Raw genomic sequence first — 15,313 nt, 5'->3', positions numbered from 1 at the left:
GTGTATTCACACCCTATTCGTGACCTAATTGTCATCTCGATTGTCACCTTTTTGTCCTTGCATCTTTATTGAGGATATGTCATATTATGCACAATAGTTGATCCCTATAGAACCAACCAGCGACAAGCGAGGAATTATGTACCGCGCCACTCCCCGTCTCGCCCTGGGTATCTTCCTCTTATGCATGCCCCTGCTCGTGCTGCTCGCTCCTCTGCATGCGGCTCCGTTGACCAACACGTTCACGACTGGCGAGGGTATTGCGAATCCCTTGCTGCAAGGCTGGATTCCCGAAGTGGTGAATGGTACTGTCGGGGGGATCTATAGCGATAGGCTGGTTGCGCCGCTGTGTGCGCAGGTGAATACGCCGGGCTGCCGCAGCGATCAAAATGCAACCCCGCATGTGGTTGGCATGAGTGTGCAGCGCAGTGTGAATGAGTCGGTGCGGCCCGCAGATCGTCTACCGGCTCTCCTGCTCCAGATGGGCTATCAGGCTGAGACCCAGGATCTGCACGGCTATACGGTACAGCGTCTGACACCTAGCACCGACGATGCACCCTTTGCGGTGGTCTATAGTCTGGTGATCGAGGCGGTGGAGTATACGATCACCTTTAGCCCCAGTTTCCGCAGCGATCCCGATCTGGTCAACCAGATAATGGCCGGGTTTGTCTTTACCCCGGCTGAGGCTCCGGCGGCTTTTGTACTGGCAGATCCTCAACCACCGCCCACTGATCCGGGAGCGGCACTGCCGTATAGAGTCTATCTGCCGCTGGTGGCCAGTGGCAATGCTGCACCAGCCACTTCTAGCCCCAAGGTGACGCTCACCCAGTCAACACCGAGTGTAGCCACGCTGACGCTGGCCGCGCCGGGTGCTGCGCTGATGAGTCAGCGCACACCGAGTCTGAGTTTTAGTGTCAGCGATTTTCCGCGTTTTGAGTTTGATAGGCTGGATGATTTGGCGAAAACGTATGGTGGTCAGGGTGGTAATCCTTATAATTTCGAATACAGAATCAACGGTATTCTATATGCTAATGGAGCACTCTTCATTGATTGTATGTTACGGGCTACTGGCTATGAACCCGCATTGTGTGGGGAACTACCCGATGGTTCGACTGTAAATGGTAATGCCTCAGAATTTAACTCCTATATCGGGATGCCTAGTTTGTACCCAATGCTACTGAATAGTGGGGCAGTTCAGATCGCGGAATCGGCTGCCCAACCGGGTGACATTTTCATTTTGGCACAACCCGGTTATTGCTGGGGTGGCATTGTGGTTGAGCATTCGGACAAGGTGTATGTTGCAACACAGTCGGCGAATTATGCAAGTGTAGCCGCAAACTCACTTACATGTGGCAACAATAATCCTTTGAACCGCTCCTACCTACGCCTCGATAGCTTCGCCCCCAGCGCCACCTTTCTTGCGCCCAGCGATGACGTAGCACTCAAGATGGTGCCCGGTGATCAGGTGTTCAGTTACGTAGCGACTGAGTCCACCGATGGGCCGCAGTCGGGGGTTCGCGGGGTGACGCTGGCGGCGGTGATTGATGGCCAGTTGCAGCGCTGGCGCGACCGTGATCCGGCGACGAGCTACACCGCCGATCTCGATCTCCCATGCCGCCAGATTGATCTGATGGCGTTGGCCTATGATATGGTTGAAAATGCCGATCTGGGTAAGGCCGATTATCTGGCGGGGTGGCTGCTCATCCGGGGCGATGCTGATGGCGATGGCCAGATCAGCGAGGCCGACTATGCTGCCATCCGTGCCGCCGATGGCCTGAGCCGCACTGATGCGGGCTATGCGCCGGGGCTTGATCCCACAGGTGACGGGATGATTGATGCGGCTGACCGCCTCTTTGTTGACAATCTGTTGCTGCATACCTGCCCGCAGCCCTAAGCCACGAAGGAATTGTGCCATGCATCGCCTATCTACCCGCTTCTGGCTGCTCGTGTTGGCTCTGTTCGTGCTTGTGCCGGTTTTGCCCGTCGGGGCGCAGCAGGTTCCTGCGTACCGCTGTAACAACTATAGCCTCGATCCACTTGCACCCTTCTGCCTAGAGGTGCCGGTGACGGATGCCACTGGTGCGCCGCTCGCTGGCGCAACGGTGACGGTGCGTCTGGGTGATCGGACGATGACTGCCTCGGCCACCCAGACGATTGACGGTACTTTGGGTGAGGCGGTGGCAACCTTGCCACTGGAGCAACTGAACGTGCAGCCCGGTGATCACCTGGATGTCGTGGTCAGGTATGCCGGTGACCAGGTACACGAAGTGATCGGCTATAGACCCGATCCAGTGACGCGCACCTACCGCACCGACCCGATCAGCCTGAGTCTGCCATTGGCCCCGGCTCCGCTCTATGGGCGGGTCTATCTGCTCGATCAGAAGCAACCCCAAGCGGTGGGTGGCTATACCCTCAAGCTGTTCAAGGATCAGCCTGAGGGGGAGCCGATTGCCAGTTTTATTTCGGCTGCTGATACGCAGCTTGATTTCACGCTTGATCCTGGTACGGTTGCGCATGGCACCATCCTCTGGGTCGAGGCGATCAAGGATGATCTGCATTCGTGGGTGGCGGTGCGCTGGGAGAATCAGCCCGTTCCGTTAAAGATCGTACTCAACTGGCCATGTTCTGGAATCATTCCTCATGGTGGGAGTGGCAACCAAGTACCGCATGGCGGAAGTGGCAACCAAGTCCCCGATCCCTTCTGTGTGATCGGCAAGGCCACGCTTGATGGCCAACCCATGGCCAATGTCGAGGTGACGGTCGAGCTGCTGGATGCCTCGGTAACGCTTGAGTATCCGCTGCGCGATACGACTGAAGTGCGTGAGGAGTTGGAGAACCAAGCTCCGATCTATGTGATTGATATTGGTGCTATCGTCAGACAGAAGTTGCCCCCAGCAACCCGGCTGCGCTTTACGGCGCGCAGCGGAACACTGGTGGGGGTGCAGGAGGTGACGTTAGCGCAGTTGCGCACCGATGAAGATTGGGGTACCCGCAATGTAGACATTGTGCTGCGCCAGGAGCATAGCTATAGCCCCATGCCCTATGGTGGCCAACCGAGCTTGGTCACTATCAGCGGCAGTGGGGATGATCTGATCTATTACGTGGCCACCCGTGATGGGGTGCTGGTGCGGCGGATGCCGGGGGTGGCCACATGGATGGCGAGCCTGGGTAATGCCGCGACGATGCGCAGCCAGCCAGAGTTGGCTGCTATCGTGGCGCTTGAGAATAGCTTGGTCGCGGCAACCCTGAGCGGTGAGGTGGCGATCTCAGAGGATGCTGGAAATACATGGGAGCGTGTCACTAGCCCGCTGGGGCCGATCCAGGCGTTGGCTACGGATGCCAACGGCATGTTCTTCTTGCTGGGGCGCAATGGGCAACTCCAGAAGACCAACTGGCTTGGCGTTGATCAGGCGCTGCCCGCTCCACCGAGCGGCATGTTAGCACTGGCCATCCAGGGCGGCGATCTCTTGGCCGGTGGCTCGACGGGGCTGTTCGTGCTGCGGGCGGGCGCGAGTAGTTGGCAGATGTTGCGTAGCGAGGCCGTGCGTAGCCTTGCGGTGGATGCTGCCGGGACGATCTGGGTGGGGATACAGACGGGCTTGGTGGCCACGAATAGTACGGGGAGCCAGTGGCTGCCCGATGCCACGCTGACTGGCCCGATCTCCAGTTTGGCGGCGAGCGGCCTTACGTTGGTGGCGATTACCGCTGAGGGGTTGGTGGAGCGCAGTGCGCCCGATCAGCCCTGGCAGACGCTGGCGCTGCGTGAGGCGGCGACCCCACAGTTGAGCCTGGGCGCACCGACGGTCTACGAGTTGCGCACGTCTGGACCGCGTACCTATGCGGCAACCCAGCGTGGGGTGATGCTGAGTGCTACGGGTGGGGTGAGTTGGGAACCCTTCAACCCCGATTTTACTCAGGATGTGCGCTCGTTGGCGCTGCTCAACAACGGCAACCTGCTGGCCGTGGGGCCGAGTGGGCTGTTTGAACTGAGTCCGACCACGGCTGCTCCGATCAGCCTGCCCAATGCGGCGAGTCTCAACCCAACCGAGGTGCGCGTCAGCAACGACGGGAGTGTCTGGTTGGTGGGGCGCGGGGCTGGCCCCGGCGATGCGCTGCGTATCTATGATGGCAGTTGGAGTAGCCTGAAGGTGGGTGAGGGGCGCGGGATTAGTGGCATCGAGTTTTTGCCGGGGAGCCGGGGCAATAGCGAGGCTGTCCTTGCAACCCTGGGCGATGGCCTCTGGCTCTGGCAGCGCGGTGTGGGCCTGAGTGCCTTCCCAGCCTTGCCCACCCCCGGTGGGCAGCGCCTGCGCAGCGCTGCGCTCTGGGTGTCTGACAGCGAGCCGTGTCTGATTATGCTCGGAACCAACAGCCCTGCAACGGGAACCCCAGCGGCGATCTATACCCGTGCCTGTGATCTGAGTAGTGCGTGGAACGGGCCGTATGATCTGGTGCATAGTAATGGGACTAGCGCTCGGAGCGTGACGGCGATTACGCGCACGCCGTTGGGGCGCTACTTTGCCGCCACCGATATTGGCTTCTTCCAGAGCGAAGATGGCGCAACCTGGGAGAGCATCTTCGGCTTGCCCATCCGCCCGTTGGCCTTGGCACCTGCGGCCAACTATGCGGAGGAGCGCAGCCTGCTCACGGGTGGTACGCAGTCGGGGGTGATCCGGCTCTTTGATGCCACCCCCGATCTGCAACTGGATTTGGAGTGTCCGGCGATTGCGCGGGGGAATACGCAGCTAACGTGTACCCTGCGTGCCACTAACCAGGGATTGTTGGCCGCTGAAGGGGTGGCGATCAATCTGACCTATACCGGATCGATCACACTTCGTGATGCTCCCAGCTTGCCCTTGAGCATCCCCAGCCTCAATCCGGGCGCGACCCAGACCTTCCAATTGCTGTTTGATGTTGATCGCGCTGCCCGCCCAGGCGAAGCACGGATTGACGTGCAGGCCCCCAAGGTGCCTCAGGAGGTCTTTGCGGCCAACAACAAGGATCGTGCGAAGGTGCGGATTGACTACCGCGACGCCCCCGATCCATCGCTGGTGATTGGTGGCCAGTTGATGAGTCCCGCCGAAACCTCGGCGACGCTGCGCATCCTGGTGAAGAATCGTGGCACCCAGCCGATGAGTAGCGCGGCGCAGGTGGATCTGGTCTTCCCGCCGGAGGTGCTGGTTGAGGCAGCGCTGGGGGCGACCGAGGTGACGCCGGGGCTTTTCCGCTGGACTATTCCGGCACTTGCGGTTGACGAAGAGTACATCCTCGAAGCTACCTACCAAGTCCCGGCGAGTATGGCAGAAGCCCCGCAGGTGGTGGCCAGCCTCCAGAGTAGTGGCGATGATCGTGAAGCGAACAATAACCAGGACAGTGCCAAACTACTCTTCACCCCGGAAACACCCGTAACCATTGTTGTCACCAACATGCCCCGCTTGGCACAGCGGGGGACAGTAGAAGAGGTGCGTACTGCGCTCAGCGATTACCTCGCCATAAACGGTGGTATGGAGATTGCACTTGACGCCGCAGCGCCGTGTGACGAAGAACCAGATGGCCTCAGTTGTTCCTATGCGGCCTGGGATGCAGCGGTAGCGGCGGTGACGCAGGCGGTTCAGGATGAGCTTTCCGAAGGCGAGATTATCCAGTTGGCTGAGGAGGCGGTTGCTGCCCGCACTACTCTGCAACTGGCCATCGAGGCGTATATAGCGGCCCAGATTGGCGCGATTGATCCCGCACCGAGCTATATCTACCTGATCGGGGATGACGAGATCATTCCGTATGCGGCGATCCAGGACGAGAAAGATAGCGATCCGCTCGTCTACCCTGAGTCCCACTATGCGGCTTCTATTCCGCTCGATGACCCCTTCTTTAGCCTCTTCCGTGCCAACGCCTACCCCTCGGATCGTCCGTATGACGATCTGCTCGGCAAGGCGAAGCCGCTGGTAACGGCGCGCCAGCCGGGTAGCCCGCAGGCGATAGCGGCAGTGTTGGCGGGCTTTGTCACCCAGGGTGGCACGATTACCCTCAGTAAAGGCACGGTCTCTGGGGAGGCCAAGAACCTTACTGGTGACACCCAACGAGAAGTGTGTGAAATCCTGGCCAGCCAGGGCTTAGTGAGTGCGGCAAGCTGTACAACCATTCCAACCACGGTCTCTGCGGGTATGGCGGCGCTCCAGCAAGCGGGTGGCCTGATCCATCTCAGCGACCATGCCGCACGCCATGTCATCGGTGATGTGGGTGTTCAGGATATTGCCAAGTTGGCGCAGGAGCAAGTAGCGATCAACCTGATCCTGATGCTGGGTTGCCATAGTGGGGTGAGTGCCGGGCTTAGTATGACCTCAACCTTGGTGACAGAATGGGCGCTGCATAGCTTACCCAGCTTTGGCTATAGTAACTATGCCTTTGCCGGCACGGTAGATGTCGAAGACTCGCTGGCCTACTCCGAGCAGATACAGGTTGCGCTCGTACAGGCATTGCTGGCCGATGAAGAAGGGGTGACTCTCGGCCATGCGCTGCGCTCGGCGCTCTTGGACTATGCAGGCCAGAATAGCCTCGTCTCTAGCCACCGCCATGCCAAGACCTATGCCGGTATCCAGCTCTTTGGCCCGCCGGACTACGTAGTACGGCAGGCGAGTCTCAATCCTTTGGTGCAGTTGCTCAGTACTCTGAGCAACCTTACCACTACGACTACACCCAGCCTGCCTACTGCCAACAGCACACTCAGCCTGACCTTTACACATACGCCAGAGAGCAACCCGGATGGCACCTACTACCGGGTGCAACCGAGCAGTGGGAGCAGCCTCTTCCTCTCTGATGCGGGGTTGCCGATTCAGCCGGGGGTGGATATTGCGCTTGATCCTATGGTGGGTGGTGCATTATTGCGGGGCGGCAGCTTCAGTATGATCAGCGAGGTTGACCCGCTGATCCAGAGTGCGGCGCCGGTGGGCGAACCCTTCACCTACACCGAGCGGGCCTACACCGGGAAGCGCGTGGATCGGGGGGGCTTCTTCAACGTCTACCCAGGCGGGGATGGTAACCAGCACATGATCCTCGCAACCGGCCAGTGGTCGCCGGATGGTAATGTGGAGCGCCTGATCAACAGCTTGCAATTTGAGCTTGTGGCCAAGGCCGAGGGTGATCCGCCGGTACTGGGTGGGCGGGCGAGCATCTGTCGCCTCAACCAGCGCGTGCGAGTGAATGTGCCTGATGGCTCCGGGGTGGCACGGGTAGAGGTCGTACTGATCGAGGATGGCACGTTTACGGTCTACCCAATGCGGCGGGTGGGGCATCGCTGGACGGCGACCTTTGCAGCCCAGCCCTGGTCGCGTTACATCATCCAGGCGGTGGGTACGAACGGTGGCGTGGTGGTGGACACCAATAATGGCGCGCTCTACATCGTGCCGGACGAGCATGCCCCGTGTGGCCCGGCGTGCGACATCAACAGTGCGCTGGATGACCTAGAAGTGACCTTCCTGGCCGACGGGCAGGCCCAGATCCAGAACTACTCGCCGACCTGCCGCTATGAGGTTGGATTGGCATCCTATAGTGTCTTTGGGCCAAATTTGGTCGAGCAGATGCTCTTCGACACAGACAAGAAGTTGCTCCAGCCGGATAGCACCTACACGCTCTTTGTCCTCCTACAACATTGTACAACCCAACTCGACGCCTTCTATGGCTCGGCAATTGCTGATCCAGCCCCGCCGCGCTATGCAGATCGGCTCTTGCTCAGCCATCTGATTCCGAAGGGGGGCTATTGTACGCCGTAGAGGGGGCATTCGATTAAGAGTCATCGCGTAGGGGGCGCGTCACGACGCGCCCCCTACGCGATGACGCATTGATGATATTGTCCTCTTCCCCACTTGTGCCTATACTAATGCCATGCCATTAAAGATAACCGTTTCCTGCCGGATGGCTCGCATCTCATGAGAGGTAGTATGTCGGACGATCTGCTTGCCCAACTACGTGGCCTGCTGAGTCTTCGGCCCGACATTGGCGAAGATCTCTATGCGCAGAGCCTACGCCGCCTGCGTGAGTTGCATGGCGCTTCGCTGGTGGATACGTTGCTGGCCCAGATCACCCCGGCTGCTCCCGCACCCGGTGGCGTCGCGGTTAACATTGTCACCGAGAGCGGTACGATCAGCGGCGCACCGGTAAGTATTGTCGCCCACGCCGAGCATGTCACCTTCCCACCACCATCCGACCCCGCCGAGGCGCGTCGTGCGGCTGCCCTCGTCGCCTATCTGCGCCGCACGATTGCAGATTGCAATGCGCTGCCCCTCGGCCAGATTGATCGTACCGATGCTGCGTATCCGCGCCCGCTTGAGTTGGCGCGGGTCTATATTGGTCTGCATACCACCACCCAGGTGGAACTGAGCGCAGATGAGGCGGCGGCGCTGAAGGAGCGTTCTGATGGTGCTAAGCGATCCACCCGCCCGCTCAGCGCACTAGAAAGCCTCGCCCACGCCAAAGGTTCGCTGATGCTGCTCGGTGCGCCCGGTAGCGGCAAGAGCACTTTCGTCAGCCACTTGGCGCTCTGCTTGGCTGGGGCGGCCCTCTGCACCCGCCGCGCCAACGAGCCGCAGCCCGATGCGGGCTGGCTGGCCTGTCTGCCGCGCTGGAACTTTGGCAACCGCGTGCCGGTGCGTATCATCCTGCGCGATCTGGCTGCCTTTGCCCCGCTCGCCGCTGCTCCACGTGGCAGTGTGCGTCTTCTGGAAGATTTTCTTGCTTCTACCCTTAGCGAAGCGGGTTGTGCCGAGGCTCAGCACGATCTGGTCGCCGCTCTGCGTGAGGGTGAGGCGCTTTTGCTGCTCGATGGCTTCGATGAAGTGGTGGGCAAGTCCGTTCTTCAGCGTGTCGCCGAGACGATCCACGCGGCCCGCCGTACCTACCGCGCACAAATGATCGTCACTTGCCGGGTACTCGATTATCAGGAAGAACCGATCCGCCAGATCCAGGGCTTCGCAGCCTATACCCTAGCCGATCTCGACGATGAGCAGATCCAGCAGTTTGTTCAAGATTGGTACCGCGAGTTGGCTGAGAGCGGGCGTCGTCCGGCGGCGCAAGCAACCCAGGATGCTGGCGCGTTGGCGCAGGCGCTCGCCACCCGCGCTGAGTTGCGCACCCTGGCTGCAACCCCGCTGCTGCTCACCGTGATGGCACTGGTACACGCCTTCCGTGGCGCACTGCCCGATGCACGCGCACTGCTCTACGCCGAGTGTATTGATCTGCTGCTGCTGCGCTGGCGTCAGCCGCGTGGCGAGGTTGATCTCTTGGAGCGGCTGAACTTGAGCCAGTTCCGTAGCACCGACCTGCTGGACATGATGGCGCGCCTGGGCTATGTGGCGCATACCGGGGCCGAACGTAGCCCGAATACGGCGCAGCGCCCCGCCGATTTGGATGAACCGCAGGTGGTGGAACTGTTTGCCGAGGGCTTTGCGCGCTACGATGAGCCGCGCAAGTACCAGTTGGCCGAGATCATTCTGGGCGCACTGGTCAAGGGCAACGGCCTCCTGCTCAAGCGCGGGCCAAAGACCTACACCTTTGCCCATCGCACCTTCCAGGAGTTTCTGGCCGGTTACCACCTCAAGGGGCAGAAGGAGTACCACAAGCTCTGTATCGAGCGGGCCGACCAACCGCACTGGCACGAGGCGCTGACGCTGATGGTGGGCTATCAGGTGCTGAATAGCGAACTAGAGAAGCCGCTCGATCTGGCCACCAAGCTGCTGGCACGCAGCCCCCTGGAGCAGGCGCTGGCCGGAGAGTTGCTCAACCTGATCGGGCGTGAGCGGGCTGACGCCTATGACCCGAACGTGCTCAAGCTCCCCGATGGCCTCTGGCCCACCGCCCGCCGCCGCCTGCTCGATCTGCTCACCAAGGGCCAAGCCCCTGCGGTCCCGGCCACCCTGCGCCACCGCGCCGGTCTAGCCCTCGGCCTGCTCTGCTATGGCCCGCTGAAGGAACTGAGCCGCCCGGCGGTGCAGGTACCCATGCCCGACCCGCGCCTACCCTTTGCCGTCCTCGGCCTACCTACCCAGCGCAGCCAGGGCTGGCAGAAATCGCTCGCCCACTACTGGTGTTCAATCGCGGCGGGGCCGTTCTGGTTCGGTGATGATCGTAGCGAGCAGTTGCAGCAGCTTCGGATCGCGCAGCCCTACCGCATTGGGCGCTACCCGGTCACCAATGCCGAGTATGCCCGCTTCCTGGCCGCTAACGGCCCCGATGGCTACGATCCTACGAAGCCTTGGTGGACGGATGCGGGGCGGCAGTATCTCTTTCCTAACGGGGAACCACGGGATACTGAACCGCGATACTGGCACCACCCGCGCTTCAACAGCCCGCTCCAACCCGTCGTCGGCGTCTCCTGGTACGAAGCCGCTGCCTATTGCCGTTGGCTCTCGGCTAGCGGATGGGAACAAGGCTGGCTGCCCCAGGATCAGGCGATCCGCCTGCCCACCTGGCTGGAGTGGGAGCGTGCCGCCCGCCATATCGATCAGCGCCGCCACCCCTGGGGCGCTGCCGCGCCGACGCCGGAGCATGCTAATTACAAAGATACAGGCATCGGTGCGCCAACGCCGGTGGGCTGCTTCCCGCTGGGTAACGCCGTTGATGGTATCCAAGATATGCTGGGGAATGTGATGGAGTGGACAGCGACGCCTGATGCGCAACCGGAACAGCCACATGCGGAGAAAGACTTTACACCAAGTACAGGGGTAGTGGTATCATATAGTGGTTGGGTTGATGGAGTAGAAGATTTGTGCTGCGGTTCTCGCCTCAGGTACAACCCGCTCAACTGGGTCATCATCAGGTCATTTCGGGTGTTTTGGTCCCTCCGCGCTCTCTGAATAAGGCTTCTGGATGCTGAATTCTGGCTTCTGGTCTCCTGAATCCTTGTGCGGGGTGGTGTAAGGAGTTTTTTGGGGTTTTCCCCATGCATATTCAGGTATGTGAAGCGGTAGAGACGGCCCGCCGGGCCGTCTCTACCAAGATTCACCTTGGTGGGAGGGATACATGGTGGGCGCGTCGCGACGCGCCCCTACGGCTCGCCGGGCCGTCTCATCCCCATCCCTCTGCGGTAGCTACCGTTGGCCGCAAAAGAACGCAGAGGATGGTTTTCTACATACCGGAATAATCTGCGTAATCTGCGAAATCTGCGGAGAATCTATCGGGGCATATCGTGATACCCCAGTGGAGAGTACCCATGCCCACCCACCCATCCGACGATCCGCCGCCCACGGTTGATGCCCAGATCAGCGCTGCCGACGGCGCTCAGATCGAGGCCAGCGGACACCACATCGAGCATCCGCCCGGTGCGGTGCGCACGCGCACCCACGCCGGCAAGGGGGCCACGATCAGCGGCAGCGGGATCACCATCATTGGGGCCACGCCCACGCCCACGCCTACCCCCGCCCCCCAACCCAGTACGGTCAGCCTGGAGCTTGCCATCACCTCCGACGGGCCACGCTACTGTGCCGAGGCGCGCTTTACCCGCCCCGACAGCTCCGCCGAGGTGAGTATCTCCGCCCAACCGCTGGCCCTCGATCTTGTCCTGCTGCGCTCCTGCTGGCCCGATGAACGCGCCTACGGAGCCTATCTGAGCCAGGTACTCTTCGGCGCTCCCACGTTGCGCGACCTGCTGCTCCAGGCGCTCGCCGTTGCCCAGGCACTCCGTCTCCCCCTGCGCCTCGTGCTGCGCATCGCCCCCGTGGAACTGCAAGCCCTCTACTGGGAAACGCTGCGCCATCCAACCACCGGCGCTCCGCTCCTGACCAGCCAGCAGGTTTGGTGTGCCCGCTCGCTGCCGTGTAGCGATTGGACACCGCTTGAGCGGCCCGCCCCAGGCGCGTTGCGTGCCCTCGGCCTTATCGCCGCACCCACAGACCTAGCCCGCTACAACCTCGCGCCGATGGATGCCCCCGCCGAGGTGGCGCTGGCGCACCAGGCGCTGCACGGCTTCGCGCCTACGATCCTCGCACCCGGTGCGGCGAGCATCCATAACCTCGGCATGGTGCTGCGCAGCGGCTGCGACATCCTCTACCTCATTGCCCACGGCGCGATCATCAAGGGTATCCCCCGGCTCTGGCTGGAACATCCCGACGGCACCTCGGCGGTGGTGGACGGCACCGAACTGGCGCTACGCATCGGCGAGTTGGATCAGCGCCCCCGGCTGGTGGTGCTGATCAGTTGCCACAGTGCCGGGCGCGGTAGTGAGGATGTCGCCGCCGCACTCGGCCCACGCCTGATCACGGCGGGGGTAGCGGCGGTGCTGGCCATGCAGGGCCAGATCAGCATGGCGACCGCCAGCACCTTCACCCCGGCGCTCTTCGCGGCCCTGCGTACCGACGGCCAGATTGACCGCGCCACCACCGAGGCCCGTGCCGCCATCCGCGAGCGCCCCGATTGGTGGATGCCGGTGCTTTTTACCCGTATGCGTCGGTAGCGACGCATAATTATGCGTCGCTACATGGTGGGCGCGTCGCGACTCACCCCTACGGTTCGTCTTGTAATTGACCTCCTCATTACATCACATCCTACCTATCGTGATAATCTGCGTAATCTGCGTAATCTGCGGAGAATCTATCGGGGTGCCGCAAAATATTTCGTGACCCCCGCGAGCCGTTGCCACCTCTGCCCCATTCTGCGTTATTATCAGTAGGTGGGTGAACCATCCTGAACTGAGAGGAGCACAGTATGGAACATGTTGGTGGTGCCGTCCGCAGTGTGGAAGATTGGGAGGCCCAAGAGGGCGCACCGGCTCCCCTTGGGGCTACCTGGAACCATGCGCGGCAGGGCTACAATTTTGCACTCTATTCGCGTCATGCCACCAGTGTCACGCTGCTCTTCTACACCAAAGACGATCTCTTTAACCCATGTTATAAGTATCGCCTCGATTACCTCAACCATAAGACCGAGCGCGTCTGGCATTGTTGGATACCGGGGGCCTTGATTCCTGATGCCCACTACTACGCCTATCGGGTGGATGGGCCAAATGATGTTTTGGCCGGGCACCGCTTTGATCGCTCTAAGATTCTGCTCGATCCGTTTGCCGTGGAGGTCTTCTTCCCCGAAAGTTATGACCGGGCGGCGACGTGTACACCCGGTCTGCGCACTGATGGCCGCGCCCCATTGGGGGTGCTGCCGCAGCGTATTCCGCATACCCCCGTGCCGCCCTTTGATTGGGGTGAGGATGTGCGCCCGCGCCATACCTCACAGACCATCGTGTATGAGTTGCATGTGCGTGGCTTTACGGCACATCCAAGTTCGGAGGTGACTGTTGAGCGACGCGGTACCTTCCTGGGCCTGATTGATAAGATTCCCTACCTGAAGGAATTGGGCGTCACGGTTGTTGAGTTGCTGCCGGTACACCAGTTTGATCCCCAAGAGGGCAACTACTGGGGCTACATGACCCTCAACTTCTTTGCGCCGCATCTGGGCTATGCGCTTGATGACCCGCTAGATGAGTTTCGCCAGTTGGTGCGTGCCATGCACGCGGCGGGGATCGAGGTCTGGTTGGATGTGGTCTATAACCATACCAGTGAGGGTGATCAGACGGGGCCGACCTACTCTTTCCGAGGGATTGATAACCGTAGTTACTACCTCCTCAAGGCTGATCGGCGGCTTTATATTAATGACACGGGGACGGGGAATACCTTACGTTGTGCCAATCCTGGCCCGCGTGGCTTGATTATGGGTAGCCTGATCCACTGGACTCAGCATATGCATGTGGATGGCTTCCGTTTCGATCTGGCCTCGATTCTGACCCGCAACGATGATGGTTCGGTCAATACGCTCGATCCCGCTGTGGTGGCCGAAATTAGTCGCATGGCGAGCTATAACGATATCCAGTTGGTGGCTGAGGCGTGGGATATTGGCTCCTACCAATTGGGGCGTACCTTCCCCGGCCAGACCTGGTTGCAGTGGAATGGTAAGTTCCGTGATGATGTGCGCTCCTTTATGAAGGGTGATCAGGGCTTGGTTCCAGCGATGATGCGGCGTATTTATGGGAGCGATGATCTCTTTCCTGATACCCTGCATGATGCATGCCGTCCGACCCAGAGTGTCAACTTTATCACTGCGCACGATGGTTTTTGTCTCTATGATCTTACCGCCTATGACCATAAACATAATGTGGCTAATGGTCATAATAATACCGATGGCTCGAACCTAAACTATAGTTGGAATTGTGGTTGGGAGGGCGATGAGGGTGTGCCAGAAGAGGTGTTGGCGTTGCGCCGCCAACAGGTGAAGAACTTCTTTACGTTGCTGATGCTCTCGAATGGAACCCCCATGTTCTGTGCGGGTGATGAATTTCTGCATACCCAGCGGGGCAATAATAACCCTTACAACCAAGATAATGAGATCACCTGGCTCAACTGGGAGTTACGGGAAAAGAACCGCGACATCTTCCGCTTCTTTCAGCAGATGATCGCCTTCCGCAAGGCGCACCCGACGATTATGCGCTCGCGCTTCTGGCGCGATGATGTGCGTTGGTATGGCGTGAATGGTCCACCTGATCAGGCTCCACATTCGCATACACTGGCCTATTTTCTGCGTGGGGCTACAGTCAATGATGATGATCTCTATGTGATGATCAACGCCTACTGGGAAGATCTGGATTTTCGGATTGCCGAGCGCCCCACGCATCCGTGGTTGCGCGTGGTTGATACGAGCCTCCTCAGCCCGCAGGATATTGCGGTTCCGGGCCACGAGATTGAATTGCGCAGCCAGCACTATTTGGTGGCGGCGCGTTCAATTGTGGTGTTGCGTAGCCCGCGTCCCTAGCATGGGTGATGCTTTGCTTCTTCTTAACATACGCTTAACGAAACAGGCGCACCATTTTAATGGACATGGGCTATCCTAGCCCCGAATGATATGTCAGCACACTAACCAGATATGCCACACCACGCGGTGATGCGGGCGGGCCATTAAAGCCCGTCTCTCTGTGTGTGCGGACAATTGTTCGTCGTGAAGGTTTTCTGTTTGAAGGAGTAAGATGCTCATGGTTGCAAAACGCCTGCTTACGCTGGCTGTGATGCTCACGCTGGTACTTCCAGTACTGGCCGCTTGTGGTGGGACGGCTACCACGGCTCCGACGACGGCTCCGGCGGCTCCGGCGACGACGGCTCCGGTGGCTGCGGTGACTGAAGTTCCGACTGAGGCTCCGACTGCTGCCCCGACTGAGGTTCCAACTGCCGCCCCGACCGAGGCTCCTGCCACGGATGGTGTTATGTTGCCTGAGGTTGACCCGGCGACGGTCACGGGCGACATCATTGCGGCGGGTTCGAGCACGGTCTATCCGCTCTCCGAGCGTATGGCC

5 protein-coding genes and 1 pseudogene are annotated in these 15,313 nt (G+C 60.2%); all 6 read left to right on the top strand.

Translation table 11 applies throughout. The features are described 5' to 3' along the window. The first annotated feature begins 136 nt into the window (after positions 1-136). Positions 137-1,891, top strand: coding sequence for a hypothetical protein (locus EKD03_RS14250; protein WP_129632150.1), 1,755 nt, complete (start codon positions 137-139; stop codon positions 1,889-1,891). A gap of 19 nt (positions 1,892-1,910) precedes the next feature. Then, positions 1,911-7,763 (top strand): carboxypeptidase-like regulatory domain-containing protein, encoded by a 5,853-nt coding sequence (locus EKD03_RS14245; RefSeq protein ID WP_129632147.1) that lies wholly within the window; start codon positions 1,911-1,913, stop codon positions 7,761-7,763. A gap of 168 nt (positions 7,764-7,931) precedes the next feature. Next, on the top strand, positions 7,932-10,841 hold the full coding sequence (locus EKD03_RS14240) for an NACHT domain-containing protein (RefSeq protein ID WP_161569272.1): 2,910 nt from the start codon (positions 7,932-7,934) through the stop codon (positions 10,839-10,841). Positions 10,842-11,197: 356 nt separating this feature from the next. Then, a complete protein-coding gene (locus EKD03_RS14235) occupies positions 11,198-12,436 on the top strand; it encodes a CHAT domain-containing protein (protein ID WP_129632141.1) in 1,239 nt (412 codons plus the stop codon). Between the two features lie 251 nt (positions 12,437-12,687). Beyond that, complete coding sequence (locus tag EKD03_RS14230; RefSeq protein WP_129632138.1) at positions 12,688-14,778, top strand: glycogen debranching protein; 2,091 nt, start codon at positions 12,688-12,690, stop codon at positions 14,776-14,778. A 217-nt stretch (positions 14,779-14,995) separates the two neighbouring features. After that, positions 14,996-15,313, top strand: a pseudogene (locus tag EKD03_RS14225) (PstS family phosphate ABC transporter substrate-binding protein); the annotation flags it as partial.

This window comes from Candidatus Oscillochloris fontis, assembly GCF_004138135.1.
Classification (GTDB): domain Bacteria; phylum Chloroflexota; class Chloroflexia; order Chloroflexales; family Chloroflexaceae; genus Oscillochloris; species Oscillochloris fontis.
This window is presented reverse-complemented; position numbering and strand designations above follow the sequence as displayed.